Source organism: Palleronia abyssalis, assembly GCF_900302445.1.
GTDB classification, from domain to species: Bacteria; Pseudomonadota; Alphaproteobacteria; order Rhodobacterales; family Rhodobacteraceae; genus Palleronia; species Palleronia abyssalis.
Genome location: NZ_ONZF01000002.1, coordinates 476229 through 492178, shown reverse-complemented (window position 1 = coordinate 492178; position 15950 = coordinate 476229). Strand labels below are relative to the sequence as shown.

The 15950-nt window shown below is 66.4% G+C and carries 16 protein-coding genes; 10 read left to right on the top strand and 6 right to left on the bottom strand.

Features of this window, described 5'->3' with window-relative positions; translation table 11 throughout:
- Positions 1-3: 3 nt before the first annotated feature.
- Positions 4-663, bottom strand: a complete 660-nt coding sequence (locus PAA8504_RS06155) for a response regulator transcription factor (RefSeq protein WP_108893274.1) — start codon at positions 661-663, stop codon at positions 4-6.
- Positions 664-674: 11 nt separating this feature from the next.
- Positions 675-1439, bottom strand: coding sequence for an HpcH/HpaI aldolase family protein (locus PAA8504_RS06150; RefSeq protein WP_108893273.1), 765 nt, complete (start codon positions 1437-1439; stop codon positions 675-677).
- Between the two features lie 152 nt (positions 1440-1591).
- Here PAA8504_RS06150 and PAA8504_RS06145 point away from each other — a divergent pair, with 152 nt between their 5' ends.
- Genes PAA8504_RS06145 through PAA8504_RS06130 form a run of 4 tightly spaced genes read left to right on the top strand, consistent with a single transcriptional unit; the run spans position 1592 to position 4152 of the window.
- Complete coding sequence (locus PAA8504_RS06145) at positions 1592-1993, top strand: ketosteroid isomerase-related protein (protein ID WP_108893272.1); 402 nt, start codon at positions 1592-1594, stop codon at positions 1991-1993.
- Entirely contained in the window at positions 1990-2574 is a 585-nt protein-coding gene (locus PAA8504_RS06140; protein ID WP_108893271.1) for a GNAT family N-acetyltransferase, read from the top strand. Before PAA8504_RS06145 ends, PAA8504_RS06140 begins: the two co-directional genes overlap by 4 nt.
- The gene (locus tag PAA8504_RS06135) at positions 2571-3458 is read left to right on the top strand and encodes a nitrilase-related carbon-nitrogen hydrolase (protein WP_181375710.1); all 888 of its coding nucleotides are present in this window, start codon (positions 2571-2573) and stop codon (positions 3456-3458) included. Before PAA8504_RS06140 ends, PAA8504_RS06135 begins: the two co-directional genes overlap by 4 nt.
- A 52-nt stretch (positions 3459-3510) precedes the next feature.
- Complete coding sequence (locus PAA8504_RS06130) at positions 3511-4152, top strand: DUF3047 domain-containing protein (protein ID WP_108893269.1); 642 nt, start codon at positions 3511-3513, stop codon at positions 4150-4152.
- Between the two features lie 2 nt (positions 4153-4154).
- Here PAA8504_RS06130 and PAA8504_RS06125 read toward each other — a convergent pair whose 3' ends face one another.
- Positions 4155-5432, bottom strand: coding sequence for a lytic murein transglycosylase (locus tag PAA8504_RS06125; RefSeq protein WP_108893268.1), 1278 nt, complete (start codon positions 5430-5432; stop codon positions 4155-4157).
- Positions 5433-5611: 179 nt separating this feature from the next.
- On the opposite strand from PAA8504_RS06125, the gene PAA8504_RS06120 reads away from it, so the two are divergent.
- Together PAA8504_RS06120 and PAA8504_RS06115 are read left to right on the top strand one after the other, a co-directional pair.
- Positions 5612-6787 carry an acetyl-CoA C-acyltransferase family protein gene (locus PAA8504_RS06120; RefSeq protein ID WP_181375728.1) on the top strand — a complete coding sequence of 392 codons (1176 nt, stop codon included), beginning with the start codon at positions 5612-5614 and terminating at the stop codon, positions 6785-6787.
- Positions 6788-6853: 66 nt separating this feature from the next.
- Positions 6854-8923 carry a PAS-domain containing protein gene (locus PAA8504_RS06115; protein WP_108893266.1) on the top strand — a complete coding sequence of 690 codons (2070 nt, stop codon included), beginning with the start codon at positions 6854-6856 and terminating at the stop codon, positions 8921-8923.
- Positions 8924-8927: 4 nt separating this feature from the next.
- Here the strand turns inward: PAA8504_RS06115 and PAA8504_RS06110 are convergent, their stop codons facing one another.
- The 3 genes from PAA8504_RS06110 to PAA8504_RS06100 all read right to left on the bottom strand — a co-directional run bounded on the left by PAA8504_RS06110 (position 8928) and on the right by PAA8504_RS06100 (position 12153).
- Positions 8928-9689: a YaaA family protein gene (locus tag PAA8504_RS06110; RefSeq protein WP_108893265.1), complete on the bottom strand. Its 762-nt coding sequence runs from the start codon at positions 9687-9689 to the stop codon at positions 8928-8930.
- A gap of 52 nt (positions 9690-9741) precedes the next feature.
- Complete coding sequence (gene recQ, locus PAA8504_RS06105; RefSeq protein ID WP_108893264.1) at positions 9742-11784, bottom strand: DNA helicase RecQ; 2043 nt, start codon at positions 11782-11784, stop codon at positions 9742-9744.
- A gap of 81 nt (positions 11785-11865) precedes the next feature.
- Positions 11866-12153, bottom strand: a complete 288-nt coding sequence (locus PAA8504_RS06100; protein ID WP_108893263.1) for a YggT family protein — start codon at positions 12151-12153, stop codon at positions 11866-11868.
- Positions 12154-12265: 112 nt separating this feature from the next.
- Between PAA8504_RS06100 and PAA8504_RS06095 the strand changes: the two genes are divergently transcribed.
- The 4 genes from PAA8504_RS06095 to PAA8504_RS06080 are packed head-to-tail and all read left to right on the top strand — an operon-like array spanning position 12266 to position 15929.
- Positions 12266-12802 (top strand): acyl-CoA thioesterase, encoded by a 537-nt coding sequence (locus PAA8504_RS06095; RefSeq protein ID WP_108893262.1) that lies wholly within the window; start codon positions 12266-12268, stop codon positions 12800-12802.
- Between the two features lie 57 nt (positions 12803-12859).
- Positions 12860-14194, top strand: a complete 1335-nt coding sequence (locus tag PAA8504_RS06090) for an MFS transporter (RefSeq protein ID WP_108893523.1) — start codon at positions 12860-12862, stop codon at positions 14192-14194.
- Positions 14191-15096 (top strand): penicillin-insensitive murein endopeptidase, encoded by a 906-nt coding sequence (gene mepA / locus PAA8504_RS06085; RefSeq protein WP_108893261.1) that lies wholly within the window; start codon positions 14191-14193, stop codon positions 15094-15096. Before PAA8504_RS06090 ends, mepA begins: the two co-directional genes overlap by 4 nt.
- Positions 15072-15929 (top strand): esterase-like activity of phytase family protein, encoded by an 858-nt coding sequence (locus PAA8504_RS06080; protein WP_108893260.1) that lies wholly within the window; start codon positions 15072-15074, stop codon positions 15927-15929. The genes mepA and PAA8504_RS06080 overlap by 25 nt, the downstream gene beginning before the upstream one ends.
- Positions 15930-15950 lie beyond the last annotated feature (21 nt).

The following is a 15950-nucleotide window of genomic DNA, read 5'->3' as shown; positions in this document are numbered from 1 at the left end:
GGCTCAGAACAGCCCCTCTTGCCGGGCGATCATGGCCGCCTGCGTCCGGTTCGCCGCGCCAATCTTGCGATACAGCGACTTGGCGTGCATCTTCACGGTCGGCTCGCTGATGTTAAGGCGACGGGCGATCTGCTTGTTCGAAAGGCCGCAGACGAGGCAGGCCAGCGCCTCGATCTCGCGACGGCTGAGGCGTGACGCCAAAGGATGCTCTTCCGCGACCACGTTCAGAAAGTCGGTGTCGGCGATGCTTTGCCCGGACGCCATGGCCTTGATGGCCTGAACCAGTCTCGCACCCGTGATCGTCTTGGGCAGGAAACCCGCCACATTCTTCGCCTTCGTCCAGAAGGCGACGTCTGGCCAGGCAGCGTTCAACAGCAGGGCGATCCGTGCGTTGGGCGCCGCGCTGCAGATCGCGTCGTAGGCGTCAAGCTGGCTGCTTCCGGGCAGGTCGTAGCCGATCACGATGACGCCGAACCCGGGGCCGCCTCTCAAATGGGCCAAGGTCTGATTCAGATCGTCGGCCACCGTCACGTCGAACTCGGGCTCTTCGCGCAGGAAATTGGCCAGCAAATCGCGAAGAAGCGTATCGTCATCGGCCAACAGAACGCGCGCCGTCCGGATGGGGGGCATCGCCGTGTGCGGATCCGGGTCCAGGATGGCCATCGCCGGACCCGTCAGTTGAAGGCAGCGCGCAGTGCGCGCGCCCCGTTCGCCAGGATCCCGACGTCAAGGCCGACGGCTGTGAACGAGGTCCCCCGCGCGATATGGGCGGCTGCCGTATCTTGACCCGTGGCAAGGATACCGATGGGCACGCCGACCGCTTTCGCCCGGTCGATGGCGCCATCGATTGCCGAGCGCACTTCGGGGTGGTCCAATTCGCCGGGATATCCCATCGACGCGCTCAGGTCAGAAGGACCGATGAAGATCCCGTCCACGCCCTCGACCGTCGCGATGGCCTCGAGCCTGTCGAGCGCGGTGGCGGTCTCGATCTGTACGATCAGGCACAGTTCGGCTTCGGCGGCCGTGATGTAGTCGGGGATCGCGCCGTAAAGGCTCGCGCGGTGCAGACCGGCCACCCCACGACCGCCACGCGGCGGATAGCGCATGGCGCTGACGGCTGCACTCGCCTCTTCCGCCGATTGGACCTGGGGGATCAGAAGTGTCTGCGCGCCCTGGTCCAGATGCCGCTTGATGAGGACCACGTCGTTCGCGGCGGGGCGGACCACAGCCCCGACATCCGGCACCGTGGCCAGCGCCTGAAGGGCGGGCAGCGCACCGGACACCTCGATCGGGCTATGCTCGGTATCGACGACGATCCAGTCGAACCCGGTATGCGCCAGCAACTCGGACACGACAGGCCCCGGAATGGCGTTCCACAGCCCAAGCTGGTGCCTTCCCGATATCAGACGTTCTTTGAAGGAATTACGCAGAATCTTCATAATGGCCCCTTGTTGGCTGCACATACGTACTCGCTTCCGAAGGTATGCTGCCAGAGCTCGTCAGATTGTGTATCGCGACGTGATATACAACCTCGGATAGAAATTTGCATATCAGGGTTGCGAGCGCTCTTTCGACCAGGAAAAAAGGCGGTATGAGTGATGAAACAGACCTGATCCGCCGATATTTTGCCGCTTTCAACGCCGGCGATGCCGATGGAATGCTGGCGCTTGTATCCCAGGACGTGAGCCATTTCCCCAATCAGGGTGAATTGCGGCCCGGCAAGGATGCCTTCCGCGCGTTCCTGGCCGAGATGGACCGCGCCTATTCCGAACGGGCGGAGGACCTGACGCTGTTCGAGGGCCCCCGCGGTCGGGTGGCCGCCGAATTCATGATCCACGGGCAGTACCTGCAAACCCAGGATGGCCTGCCTGAAGCGACGGGGCAGAGCTATGTCCTGCCAGTCGGGTCGTTCTTCGACATTGGCGGCGGGCGGATCACCCGGGTGACGACCTACTACAACCTGGAGGACTGGTTGCGGCAGGTCGGGGGATGAACCTGACTTTCGAGACCTCGACCGGGGCCAAGGTCGGGGCGGCCCTGGACGATCTGGCCCGCCTCCGGGCCGAGGTATTTCGCGCGTGGCCCTACCTGTATGACGGGGATCCGGGGGAAGAGGCCGACTATCTGCGCAGCTATCGCGATACGCCGGGGGCCATCCTCGTGGCCGCACGGGATGGCAATCACACGGTCGGATGCGCGACCGGCATGCCGCTTGCATGTCACGAAGACGCTCAAGACGTACCGCTGGATAAGTTGGGCCTGTCGATGGACGCGGTATTCTACTGCGCGGAGTCGGTGCTTTTGCCCGGCTATCGCGGTCAAGGGGCGGGCCACGCCTTCTTCGACATCCGCGAGGCGCATGCGCGCGAGCTTGGGTATACCATATCGATGTTCTGCGGCGTCGAACGCCCGGACCATCACCCCCTGCGCCCCGAAGGCCCGCGGTCGTTGATCCCCTTTTGGGAGCGGCGCGGATACGTGGGGACGGAGGCGTTCATTCACATGACCTGGACCGATCTGGACCGGGATACCCCGACGGAAAAACCCCTTCGCGTGTGGGTGAAGCACCTGTGAGGGTTGCATCGGCGACATGGCCTCTGGAATGGCACCCCGACTGGCGGTCCTACGCCAGGAAGGTCGAGGACTGGATTGCGGGATGCAAGGCGGACCTGGCCGTGTTTCCCGAATACGCGGGGATGGAAGGATGCCTGATCGCCCCCCCTCCCCGCGACACGCCGCAGGACTGGGTGGACCACGCGACCGCGGTCGCGGACCGTGTGCGCGATTTGCATGCCGGTCTGGCACATCGCCACGGGCGGCACATCCTGACCGGCAGCCTGCCGGTGGAGACCGATGCGGGCGTGGTGAACCGCGCGTGGCTGATCGCACCCGATGGCAGCGTGGCTTGGCAGGACAAGCAGATCCCGACCCCGTACGAACGGGCGCACACCGCCTTGATTCCGGGCGATCCGCTGCGGGTATTCGACACCGCACTGGGCCGCATCGGCGTTCTGATCTGCCACGATGCCGAGTTCCCACTGCTGGCCCGCGCGCAGGACTGCGAGGTTCTGCTGATCCCCGCCTGCACCGACGCCCCCCATGGCGCAGCCCGCGTGCGCAACGCGGCCCGCGCGCGGGCGCTTGAAGGCGCCTGCGTCACCGTGCTGTCGCAGACGGTGGGCGACGTGGCGGGATGCTGCTTTCTGGATACGAACCGGTCCGGCGCGGGCATCTTCGCGCCGCCCGACCGGGGGTTCCCCGATTACGGGATCCTAGCCGAACTTTCCCCCGATGAACCGGGCTGGGCGCGGGCGAATGTGGACCAGGAGGCGCTGGCGCGGTTGCGAGAGGGCCGTGGCGAGGTTGCGATCCCCCTCGATTGGCCCATGTCGGAAGGGCGAGAGACGGCCGCAACCGTCCCCCTGGGGATCACGTCTGCGTCAGGGGCGGCCCCCTGACACCGATCCGTGCGTGAGTGGGACGAGGACCCGCCACACTCCCGGAGGATACATGACCCGCACCTTGCCCCTGGCCTCGCTTCTGACGGCCCTGTCCCTGCCCGCATTCGCTGCCGAAGTCGCGTTCGACGACCAGTGGCAAACGCAGAAATTCCCGTTCCAGGCTGACAACGAATACGGGCTCGGGGGCGACACGCTGACCGTCGCGTCGGACGATTCCGTCTCGCTGGTCTATCGTCGCACGCCGGACCTTGCCGGGTCCGAGACCGCGTCATGGACCTGGGACGTGCTCGAAGGCGTGCCCGCGACGGACCTGTCGGTGAAGGGCGGCGACGACAGGAACCTCGCGCTCTACTTCGTATTCTCCGACCCCGATACGGCGACCGAGCTTGAGGACGCCTCCCTGCGGAGCCTGTTGAACGAGGACGACGTGCGCATCCTCGTCTATGTTCGCGGCGGCCAAAGCGCGCCGGGAACGGTGCTCGACAGCCCCTATCTGGGCGAACGGGGCAAGACCATCGTATTATCGGGCACGGGTACGGGCGCCGAGGAGGTAGACGTGAATCTGACGGAGGACCTGCAGGACGCCTTTGGCACCCGCCCCAGCGAGCTTCTGGGGATCGCGGTGTCGTCCGACAGTGACGACACCGACAGCACGGTGGATGCCACGATCAGCGGACTGACCCTGAAATAGGGTCAGCTTTCACGCAGCATGTTCAGAATCCGCAGCGATACATACCCATCCGGGACCATGCCCCGCGCCCGCTGGAACGCCCGGATCGCATCGAGCGTCAGCGGCCCGATCCGCCCGTCGATGCCGCGCGTGTCGAACCCGGCCGAGGTCAGGCGGCGCTGAAGCTCTTCCTTCTCGTCCTGTGTCAGGGCGCGGTCGTCACGCGGCCAGTCAGCTTGGATCGGGTCGCCGCCCGCCAGACGATCCGACAGATGCCCGACGCCAATGACATAGGCGTCGGCGGTGTTATAGCGTTCGATCACACCGAAATTCGGGAAGATCATGAACGCCGCGCCCTGCGCGCCCGCAGGCAACAAAAGGGACGCCTCGGCATGGTCGGGAACGGTTTCGCCGTCCACTCCGGTAACGCCAAGTTCGGCCCATTCCGAAGGCAGCCGTGTCTCGCCGCGCCGGGCGAGGCGATAGTCGAAATCCTCGGGCAGGCTGACTTCCACGCCCCAAGGTTGCCCCTGCACCCACCCATAGCCGGCCAGATAAGCGGCGGTCGAGGCTAGCGCATCGGCAGGATTCTCGCCCCAGATGTCGCGCTTGCCGTCGCCGGTGAAATCGACCGCGTGCACCAGGTACGAGGTCGGGATGAACTGCGTGTGCCCCATCGCCCCGGCCCAGGATCCGGTCATGCCCTCGCGCGTGACGTCGCCAGCCTGGATGATCTTCAGCGCGCCGACCAGTTGCGACTCGAAGAACGACCCGCGACGGGCATCGAAGGCCAGCGTGGCCAGCGCCTCTATGATGTCGGTCTCGCCCCGGAACTCTCCATAGGCCGACTCCAGACCCCAGATCGCCGCGACGACCTCCTTCTCGACCCCGTAGCGCGCCTCGATCGCGTCCAGAAGCCGGGCATGGGTTTCCAGCGCGGCGCGCCCGTTCTCGACGCGGGTGTCGGATACGGCGCGATCCAGATACTCCCAGATGGTGCTGTTGAACTCAGCCTGGTTCCGGTCGCGCGAGATGACGCCAGTGTCGTATTCCAGCCCATCCAGCGCGGCATCGACCGTCGCCCGGTCGACCCCCTGGGCCAGCGCGCGGCCCCTGAACTGCGACAGCCAATCCTCGAACGCGGTCTGACGGGGGGACACGGTGGGCAAATCCTCGGGTCGTGCGCGCGGCGTGATCAATGGCTCGACCGTGGCTTGGGGCACATCGGCCGAAGCAGGGGAGTCCTGCGCGGCGGCGGGGGCCGCGATCAGCGCGGCCAATATGGTGACGATACGATACATGATTACCCTCCGAACAGAGCGACCCCGATGTTAGTTCGCCTGTTTCCGGAATTTAACCGGTTCCCGCCCGTCTTCACGGATCATTGCCCGTCGCGTGACCGGGGCTGCCGCGGTCCCTTGTTCGCCGGTGCCGCCGCGGGATAGGGTCCGCGCACCACGAACGGGAGAGAGACCATATGCTGGACGATATCGTCATTCTGGGTGGCGCACGCACCGCCATCGGCACCTTCGGCGGATCGCTTGCCGGAACGCCGCCGATCGATCTGGCGGCCACCGCCTCGAAAGCCGCGCTGGAGCGGGCGGGCGTCGAGGGCGGGCAGATCGGCCATGTCGCCTTCGGCCATGTCATCAACACCGAACCGCGCGACATGTACCTGTCCCGCGTTGCCGCGATGGATGCCGGCGTGCCAGAGACGGTGCCCGCGATGAACGTGAACCGGCTGTGTGGGTCAGGCGCGCAGGCCATCGTCAGCGTGGTGCAGGCGTTGGCCATGGGCGACGCCGATTTCGTGCTGACCGGTGGCGCCGAATGCATGAGCCGCTCGCCCCACATCCTGCCTGCCCTGCGCTGGGGCCAGAAGATGGGCGACGTCTCGACCCAGGACATGATGCTGGGCGCGCTGAACTGCCCGTTCGGAACCGGCCATATGGGCGTGACGGCGGAGAACGTTGCGAAGGAACATCAGATCAGCCGCGAGGATCAGGACGCCTTCGCGCTGACCTCGCAGGAGCGCGCCGCCGGCGCCATGGCCGACGACCGCTTTCAAGATCAGATCGTGCCAGTCGAGATCAGGATCAAGCGCGACACGGTGGCGTTCCAGAAGGACGAACACCCCAAGCAAACCTCGGCCGAGCAACTGGCGGGGTTGCGCCCGGTGTTCCAGAAGGACGGCACGGTCACAGCCGGAAATGCCAGCGGCATCAACGACGGCGCCGCTGCCCTGGTTCTGGCCAAGGGCGCCGCGGCCGAGAAGGCGGGACTGAAGCCAATGTTCCGCGTTCTGGGCTATGCCCATTCGGGCGTCCGCCCCGAGGTCATGGGCGTCGGCCCCATCCCGGCCGTGCGCGCCCTGTGCGATCGGACCGGCGTGACGGTCGACCAGTTCGACGTGATCGAATCAAACGAGGCGTTCGCGGCGCAGGCGTTGGCCGTCAATCGCGAACTTGGCCTTGACGGGGCGAAGGTGAACCCCAATGGCGGCGCCATCGCGCTGGGCCATCCGGTGGGGGCCACGGGCGCGATCCTGACCGTCAAGGCAATGTACGAGCTGCAGCGCATCGGTGGATCGAAGGCGCTGATCACGATGTGCATCGGCGGCGGTCAGGGTATCGCGCTGGCGATCGAACGGATCTGATCCGGTCTTCACGTCGCCTTAACATCCGCTTGCGCACACTCGCGCCATCCAAACTGTGGTGGCGCGATGTTGCACGACAAGGGGCTGAGCGCCGAGCGGGAGCGCCGCGCGCGGCTTGCCTCGGAACGAATGGCTGCAAAACGGGAGCGTGAGCTCACCGAGAAGATCGCGCGCCTTGAAGAGACGTCGCGCCGCCTGAATCGCGAGATCGCGGAGAAGCGCCAGGATGCCCGGCGCCCGATCGAGGCAGCGCCCCTGCCTCCACCGACGCCGCAAGGCGGTGCGGCGCCGGATCAGATGATCCTTTGGGCTGCCGTCCAGACACTTGCGAATGGCTTCGCGATCTGGGGTGCGGACGACCATCTGGTGATTGCGAATGATGCCTATTTTCGCTTCCTGGGCGAGATCGACGAAATCAGGCCGGGCATCTCCTACCGGCGTATGCTCGAAATTCTCGTCGAGGAAGGGGTCGCCGATACCGGTGGCGACGATCCGGCGAGCTGGGTCAGCCGCATGGTCTCGACCATCCGCGGCGACAGCGTTCCCGATCGCCTGGTACGCCATTGGGACGGGCGGTTCCTTCGAGTCACTTCACAGCGTCTGTCGACCGGGGGGTTCGTCACGCTGGTGATGGACCAGTCCGACATGATCCGCTTGTCCACCGCCATAGAATCCCTGCCCGACGGGTTCGTCATGACCGATGCTGCCGACCGGGTGGTCCTGTCCAACGCGGAATTCCGGTCAGCCTATGTCGGCGCCGGGGTCGCCCTTCCGACCGGGACCCAATTCGCCGACATCCTGCGGCGTGGGCTGGCGCGGGGACTGTTTCCCGCCGCCAAGGACCGAGAGGAGGACTGGCTCGACCAGTGGCTCGACCGCCGTGCCGACGCAGAGCCGGTCGAGGAACGCCTGGCCAACGGTCGGTGGATCCGCGCGCTGGACGTGGAACTGCCGGATGGCGGGCATGTCGGCTTTCACCTCGATATTACGGACGCCAAGACGCAGCAGCTTGAGTTGGAGAGGTTGGCAGAAGCCGCCGAAGCCGCAGCCCGCGCCAAGGCCGCGTTCCTGTCGAACATGAGCCACGAGATCCGGACACCGATGAACGGCCTCGTGGGCATGGCCGACATGCTGCTGGAAACGAACCTCGACTCCGATCAGAAAGAGATGCTCGGCACGCTGCGCAGTTCGGCGGGCGGCCTGATGTCGCTCCTCGACGACGTTCTGGAGTTTTCGCGCGCCGAGGCGGGCCAGATCGACCTGGCGATCGCGCCTTTCGACGCCGCCGCCCTGCTGCGCGACGTGGCCGAGGTCTTCCGGGCCGAAGCCGCGCAGCGCGGGCTGGCATTGGACATCTACTGCCCCCCCCTTCCCGAATGCGTGGGCGATGCCAGACGGCTTCGGCAGGTTCTGGCGATCCTGCTGGGCAATGCCGTGAAATTCACCGACAGCGGCGGTGTCACCGTTCGGTGCGCCGTCGACGGGGGGGATCTGCGTATCGCGGTCCAGGATACCGGTCCGGGGATCCCTGACCACCGGGCCGCCACGATTTTCGAGGGGTTCGTTCAGGGCGAAGACGGGGCGGACCGTTCGCATGATGGTAGCGGTCTGGGCCTGGCGATCTGCCGCAAGCTGGTCGAGCGGATGGACGGGTCCATCGTCTACAGACCGCGGGACTGCGGCGGGTCGATCTTCGAGGTGACGTTGCCCGTTTCCAGCGAGGCAGACGCCGCCCCGGTGCCGCGTATGCTCAGAATCCTGGCGGCTGAGGACAACGCGACGAACCGGTTGGTCCTTAAGAAGCTGTTGGAACCTTTTGAGGCGGAAATCACGATGGTCGAGCGCGCGGAGGATTGTCTGGCGCAAATACGGTCTCAGCGGCCGGACCTTCTGTTGACGGACATTTCTATGCCCGACATGGACGGGTGCGAGATGACCCGCCGCATCCGGGCACAGGAGCGGGACGCCGGTGCATCGCCGCTGCGGATCGTCGCCATGACGGCGCACGCGCACCCCACCGACACCCAGAGAATGCACGACGCGGGTATTGACCGGGTACTGACCAAACCGCTGAGCCGCGCGGTGCTGGCAGAAGAGGTCGAGGCCGCAACCGCCGGACTGGCCGAAACGACCTGACGGTTCAGGCGCGCAGAAAGACCGGACGGCCCTCTGTCGATGCCTCGGCGTCGAAGGCATGACCGCCGACATCGAACCCGGTCAGGTCGGCCGGCGTGCTGGCCCCCGTTTCAAGCACCCAGCGCGCCATGGCCCCTCGCGCCCGCTTGGCCGAGACGGCCACGACCTTGCGCTTTCCTCCGCGCTCTTCCTCGAAGCGCGGTTCGATGATGGTCAGGTCATTCAGCGCCCCCCGGTCGACGGCCTTCGCGTATTCAGAGGAAGCCAGGTTCAGGACCACATCGACACCCAAGCTGCGGCAGTCATCGACCACGGCGCGGGCGATCTTGTCGCCCCAGAAGCGGTAGAGTGTTCCCGCCGGATGACCTGGCAATTTCCGCCCCATCTCAAGCCTGTAGGGGGCGATCGCGTCGGCCGGGCGCAACAGACCGTAAAGCCCGGACAGGATCCGCAGTCGTCGGTCCGCCGCATCACGGGCGGGCGCGTCGAGGGTAGGCAGGTCCAGGTGCTTGTAGACGTCGCCGTCGAACATCAGGCCCGCCGAGGCCCCTTCCCGATCATGCGGGGACCAGTCCGCGAAACGGTCCGCGTTCAGTTCCGCAATCGCGGGGGAGACCTTCATCAATTCGGCGATGTCAGCCGCAGACCACGTGCGGGCGACGTCGACCAGTTCCCTGGCCTCGTTCAGGAACCGCGGTGTGGTGGTCGCATGGCCAGCGGCACGCGCCTCGTTCAGGTTCTTCGCCGGGGACAACAGGATCAGCACGCACACCTCCTTGGATCGCGGGACGGGGATATGCCCCGGCGCCGCGCAAAGCTCAACCCGGCCCGGTGTCGCGGACGATCTCGAGGAACGCGTCCCCGAACCGGTCCAGCTTGGGCTCGTTCAGGCCGGGGGCACGGGCTAGAAACTCGCGCGTGTCGGGGCGCCGTTCGGCGATCCAGCGTAACGTGCCGGCCGTGCAGGACAGGGGTTTGCCGGTGCCGTCTTCGCCCCGCGCAAGGTCGGCCTGCGCCTCCAGAAGCCGGTCGTAGATGGCGCCCGATGCCTGTCCGGCCAGCTTTCGCCGCGCCGGGTGCGGCATCTGGACTTCGCCCGCGATCACCTCGAGGAACTGGGCACCATACCGTTCCAGCTTGGTGGCCCCGACACCACCGATCCGGGCCATGGCGTCAAGCGTATCGGGCCGCGTCTCGGCCATCTCGATCAGGGTCTTGTCCGTGAATATGACATAGGCCGGAACGCGCTGCGCCTCGGCCAGGGCGCGGCGCTTGGCCTTCAGCGCCGACAGAAGCGGCGCATCCTCGTCCGAGACCAGTGCCTTCGCCGCCGGCCGATCGGTCGCGGTCAGCACGTCGCGGCGAAGGGTCACGCTGTCCTCGCCGCGCAGGACGGGGCGCGCGGCCTCGGTCATGCGCAGCGCCCCGTGGCGTTCGGGATCGGGGCGCACGAGGTCAAGGCCCATCATCTGCCGGAAGATCGCCTGCCATTGCCGGGGCTGCGTCGCCCGACCCACGCCGAAGGTCGGCAGGTCGTCATGGCTGCGCTGCTTGACCTTTTCGGTCTGCCGCCCTGTCAGCACGTCGATCAGGTGGCCCGCGCCGAAATACTCGCCGGTGCGCAGGATGGCCGACAGGGCCATGCGCACCGCCTCGGTCCCATCGAACGTGTCGGGCGGCCGGTCGCACAGGTCGCAATTCCCGCACGGCTCGGCCGTTTCCCCGAAATAGGACAGCAAACGCTGACGTCGGCAGCCCAGCGCCTCGGCCAGGCCCAGAAGCGCGTTCAGCCGCCCGTGATCGGCGGATTTGCGTTCCGGCGGGGCAAGCCCCTCGTCGATCTGGGATCGGCGCAAGCGGATGTCGTCGGGACCGTAGAGGGTCATCGTCTCGGCCGGGGCACCGTCGCGCCCGGCGCGGCCGATCTCCTGGTAATAGGACTCGATGGATTTCGGCAGGTCGGCATGGGCGACCCAACGGATGTCCGGCTTGTCCACGCCCATCCCGAAGGCCACGGTGGCACAAACGATCAGACCGTCCTCGACCGCGAACCGGGTTTCGACATGACGGCGCTGCTCGGCCTCCATCCCGCCGTGATAGGCGGCCGCGGCGTGCCCCTCGCGGCCCAGTGCGTCGGCCAGCCCTTCGGTCTTGGCCCGGGTGCCGCAATAAACGATGCCAGACTGCCCCTTGCGGGCAGCGGCGAAGGACAGGATTTGCTGGCGCGGCTTGTCCTTGGGGCGGAAGGCCAGGTGGATGTTCGGCCGGTCGAAGCCCCGCAGGAACATCCGGGGTTCCACCCCGTCGAAGAGGCGGGTGACGATTTCATCGCGCGTCTCGGCGTCGGCGGTCGCGGTGAAGGCGGCCAGCGGCACGCCCAGGCTGCGGCGCAGCTCACCGATGCGCAGGTAGTCGGGGCGGAAATCGTGGCCCCATTGGCTGACGCAATGCGCCTCGTCCACGGCGATCAGGCTGACATTGGCGCGCCTCAACATCCCGGCGGCCGAGCCCAGGCGTTCGGGCGCGAGGTAGAGCAGCTTCAGCGTGCCCGACTCGAGCTGATCGAAGATCGCGCGCGTCTCATCCTCGGTATTGGCCGAGGTCAGGGCGCCGGCGGCGACCCCCGCTTCCTGCAAGCCCCGGACCTGATCGCGCATCAGGGCGATCAGGGGAGAGACGACCAGCGTCACCCCGTCGCGCAGCAGCGCGGGCAGTTGGTAACACAGCGACTTGCCGCCACCCGTGGGCATGATGGCCAGCACCGGCTCCCCCGCCGTCACGGCCTCGACGATCTCTCCCTGGCCCGGGCGGAAATCCGAGAATCCGAAAACGGAGGCGAGGATCGCCTGTGGCTCTGGCATGGGCCTGTCCCTGAGGTTTGTCGCGGCGCGTCGCCCCCGATCCCATATCGGGACTCGGGGAACAAGCGCGGGCCGCAGTCGTCAGTAGAAGGCGGGCGCGTTGTTCATCAGGATGATCCGCAGGGCATAGACGGCGATCAGCGCCACCAGCGGCGCAAGATCGAGCCCCCCCATCGGCGGAAGGATTCGGCGGATCGGGCCGTAGAGCGGTTCCAGAAGACGGTTCAGGCCGTCCCAGATTTGCGCCACCAGCGGCTGGCGCAGGTTCAGCACCTGGAAGTTTATCAGCCACGACATGATGATGTGGGCGATCATGATGAACCACACCACGTCGAGGATCAGGAGAAGGATCTGGATTACCGAGAGCATTGGGGTCCCTGTCTTGCGTCCGTCGCTACGTAACCACCGACACCCCCTGCGGCAAGACTTGACCGCTGGCGCGCGGCAGGCCACCTCGCCGCAGGGTTAATGGGGGCTGAAGATGTATCCGATCCTGCGTTTCGCCAAGGAATTGTTCGTGCACCGCAGCGCCCCAGCGCTGGGACTGTTCGAGACGCATGTCAGCCACCATCGCATCTGGCCCATCGACATCGACATGTGGGCCGAACTGAACAACGGACGCACTCTGACGCTCTACGATCTGGGGCGGCTGGTCCTGTTCAACCGGGTGGGCGTCGTGGGGTTCATGCGCAAGAAGGGTTGGGTCGGCACCGTGGCGGGGGCCAGCGTGCGCTATCGCCGCCGGGTGCAGATGTTCCACAAGGTCCAGATGCGCAGCCGCATCGTCGGCTGGGACGCCAAGTTCCTGTATATCGAACAGGCGATGTTCAGAGACACGGATGGCGAATGCACCAGCCACGTCCTGCTGCGCACCGCCGTGACCGATCGCAAGCGCATGATCCCCATGTCCGAGGCCGCCGAGGCCATGGGCAGCCGCGAAAGCCCCGCCCTGCCCGATTGGGTCACACGGTGGGCCGAGGCGGACGATCACCGCCCCTGGCCCCCGATGGCCGAATAACCCTTTGCCGGATGCGCCCGCGCGTGTTTGATGCGCGCGAAACGGGCGGGGGCGGGCATGGCCGAGAAAGTCGCGCGCAAGCGCATTTGGGGGTGGTACTTCTTCGACTGGGCCAGCCAGCCCTATAACACGCTTCTGATCACCTTCATCTTCGGTCCCTACGTCGCCTCGGTCCTCGAAGACGGGTCGCAAGCGCAAGCAGCCTGGGGTTATGGCATCGCGGCGGCGGGGATCGTCATGGCGATCCTGGCGCCGGTGCTGGGGGCCATCGCGGACCAGGGCGGCCGGCGAATGCCGTGGATCTGGGGGTTCTCGGCGCTGTATGTCATCGGCTCGGGCGCGCTGTGGTTCGCCGCGCCGCAGGATTTCGCCCTGATCCGCACGCTGTTCTTCTTCGGCATCGGTCTCATCGGGATGGAGTTCGCGACGATCTTCACCAACTCGATGCTGCCGGATCTGGCCACGCGAGGGACGATCGGGCGCATCTCCGGCTCCGGCTGGGCGTTCGGCTATCTGGGCGGGCTGATCGCGCTGGTCATGATGCTGCTACTGTTCGCCGAAGACGAGGCGACGGGGACCACGCTGATCGGGCTTCAGCCGTTGTTCGGCCTGGATGCGGAGGCGCGCGAGGGGACGCGCTTCGTCGGCCCCTTCACGGCCATCTGGTATGCCCTGTTCATGATCCCGTTCTTCCTGTGGGTGAAAGAGCCGCGGACGACGACCCGCCGCGTCGACATCCGCGGCGCGTTGCGCGACCTGGGCCGGACGATCCGCCGCCTGCCCGAAACGCCGTCGCAGCTGACCTTCCTGATCTCGTCAATGTTGTATCGCGACGGGCTGTCGGGGGCCTATGCGCTGGGGGCGATCTTTGCCGCGGGCGTGCTCGACTGGTCGGTCGTGCAGACCGGCACGTTCGGGATCCTTGCCGTCGTCACAGGCGCGCTTTTCGCGTGGATCGGCGGCCGCGCGGATGAACGGTTCGGACCCATGCCGGTGATCGTGATCTGCACCACGACCCTGATGCTGACCGTCATCGCGACGATCTTCGTCAGCCGCGAGACGGTGTTCGGCCTTCCGCAGGCGCCGGACTCGTCGCTGCCCGACACGGTGTTCATGGTGATCGGTGCGACCATCGGCGCGGCGGGCGGGGCGCTGCAATCGGCCAGCCGCACGATGATGGTCCGGCAGGGCAACCGCGCGCGGATGACCGAGGCGTTCGGCCTCTATGCGCTGTCGGGAAAGGCGACCTCATTCCTGGCCCCGCTGTCGATAGGTGTGGCAACATCGCTTACGGGATCGCAACAATGGGGCATATCCCCCCTGATCGTCCTTTTCGCGGTGGGATTGATTCTGCTAGCGTGGGTCAACCCCGAGGGAGATCCCGTCGTATGAGTGTAACCCGTTTCCTTGCCGCATTAGGCCTTGTGGCGCTCACCGCCTGCGGCAGTTCCAAGATCCCCGTGCCCAGCCTTGCCGGGGTCGAAGTGACCCAAAGCGGCATGGCAAAGCAGTTGTTCGGCAACAAGCCGACCCCCGCCGCCCTGCCCAGCGCGCCTTACGGCTTCTATTCCAAGGGCTGCATGGCCGGCGCACAACAATTGCCCGAAACCGGCCCGACCTGGCAGGCGATGCGCCTGAGCCGGAACCGCAACTGGGCGCTGCCCCAGACCATCGACGTCGTTCAGGGCATCAGCCGCGCCGCCGCCGCGCACCCCGCGTCGAACGGCATCTATGTCGGCGACATGAGCCAACCGTCGGGCGGGCCGATGCTGACCGGTCACGCCAGCCACCAGATCGGTCTGGATGCGGATATCTGGCTGATGCCCGCGACGCTGGGCTTGAACCGCACCCAGCGCGAAAACATCAGTGCCAAGTCCTACCGCCGCGCCGAAGGCGCCTACACCAACAGCGCATGGTCTTCGTTCCAGGAAACCATTGTGAAGGCCGCCGCGACCGATCCCCGGGTCGAGCGCATCTTCATCTTCCCCGGCGCCAAGGTTGCCATGTGCGACAACGCCACGGGCGACCGGTCCTGGTTGCGCAAGGTGCGGCCCTGGTACGGGCATCACTATCATTTCCACGTCCGGCTTTCGTGCCCCGACAACGCGACGGGTTGCGTGGCCCAGGATCCGCCGCCCCCGGGCGACGGGTGCGAGGATGCCCGCCAGTGGGTGCGGAACATCCTGAACCCGCCCCCGCAACCACGCGACCCAAACGCCCCCGCGCCGCAGCCCAAGCGGGAACTGACCATGGCCGACCTTCCGCAAGCATGCCAGGCCGTTCTGGCGCGCTGATCCTCGCCCTCGCCTTTGCCCTGCCCGCCGACGCCGCCGAGCTGGTGGGCAGCTGGCGCTGGGATAGCGAGGTCGAGGATCACGGCGGATATTCGGGGATCGACCTGTCGGAGGACGGGCGCGAGGGCACCGTGATCTCTGACCGGGGGCGGATTGCGCGGATTGGTCTCTCTCGTGGACCGGATGGGCAGATCGACGGCGTTTCGGCCAGCTTGCCAACGCCGCTTGCCCTCTATGAGGGGACCGGCAAGCTGGACAGTGAGGGTCTGGCCGTCTCCCCGGACGGAACGATCTGGATCTCTCTGGAAGGCGGGCGCCAGGGGCTCGTGCGCTATAACACCCCAGACGGGGACCCGATCTCTTTCCCGACGCCCGAGGAGGTGGACGTCTTCCCAAATAACCGAAGGCTCGAAGGGCTGGCCATCGCATCGGATGGCACGCTCTGGGCGGTCCCGGAAACCAATTCAGGCGACGGCTTTCGCGTCTTCGTGTTTGAGGACGAAAACTGGAGGCCCGGACCGTTGTTGCCGGCTGGGAACGGTTTCGTCCCCGTAGGTCTGGACTTCGACGATGAAGGTCGGCTGTACCTGCTCGAACGCAATTTGCGCAGTGTGTTCGGCTTCAGCAGCCGAGTGCGTCGGTTCACCCTGGCAGGACGGCAGATCCGGGATGAGGACGTCTTGCTCACGTCCAGACCCGGTCAGCACGACAACCTGGAAGGGCTGGCGGTCTGGCGCGATGCGACGGGCGATCTGCGGCTGACCATGATCTCGGACGACAATTTCTTCGCCCTGCAAAAGACCGAGATCGTGGAATACCGCCTCGCGGACTGACGGCAAGGCGGCTTGAACCCC

Excerpts from the sequence above, each read along its gene's own strand:
- PAA8504_RS06150 (WP_108893273.1), bottom strand. The coding sequence starts at position 1,439 with ATGAAGATTCTGCGTAATTCCTTCAAAGAACGTCTGATATCGGGAAGG.
- mepA (WP_108893261.1), top strand. The coding sequence starts at position 14,191 with ATGAGTGTAACCCGTTTCCTTGCCGCATTAGGCCTTGTGGCGCTCACC.
- PAA8504_RS06115 (WP_108893266.1), top strand. The coding sequence starts at position 6,854 with ATGTTGCACGACAAGGGGCTGAGCGCCGAGCGGGAGCGCCGCGCGCGG.
- PAA8504_RS06130 (WP_108893269.1), top strand. The coding sequence starts at position 3,511 with ATGACCCGCACCTTGCCCCTGGCCTCGCTTCTGACGGCCCTGTCCCTG.
- PAA8504_RS06125 (WP_108893268.1), bottom strand. The coding sequence starts at position 5,432 with ATGTATCGTATCGTCACCATATTGGCCGCGCTGATCGCGGCCCCCGCC.
- PAA8504_RS06140 (WP_108893271.1), top strand. The coding sequence starts at position 1,990 with ATGAACCTGACTTTCGAGACCTCGACCGGGGCCAAGGTCGGGGCGGCC.
- PAA8504_RS06095 (WP_108893262.1), top strand. The coding sequence starts at position 12,266 with ATGTATCCGATCCTGCGTTTCGCCAAGGAATTGTTCGTGCACCGCAGC.
- PAA8504_RS06080 (WP_108893260.1), top strand. The coding sequence starts at position 15,072 with ATGCCAGGCCGTTCTGGCGCGCTGATCCTCGCCCTCGCCTTTGCCCTG.
- PAA8504_RS06100 (WP_108893263.1), bottom strand. The coding sequence starts at position 12,153 with ATGCTCTCGGTAATCCAGATCCTTCTCCTGATCCTCGACGTGGTGTGG.
- PAA8504_RS06145 (WP_108893272.1), top strand. The coding sequence starts at position 1,592 with ATGAGTGATGAAACAGACCTGATCCGCCGATATTTTGCCGCTTTCAAC.
- PAA8504_RS06155 (WP_108893274.1), bottom strand. The coding sequence starts at position 663 with ATGGCCATCCTGGACCCGGATCCGCACACGGCGATGCCCCCCATCCGG.
- PAA8504_RS06090 (WP_108893523.1), top strand. The coding sequence starts at position 12,860 with ATGGCCGAGAAAGTCGCGCGCAAGCGCATTTGGGGGTGGTACTTCTTC.
- recQ (WP_108893264.1), bottom strand. The coding sequence starts at position 11,784 with ATGCCAGAGCCACAGGCGATCCTCGCCTCCGTTTTCGGATTCTCGGAT.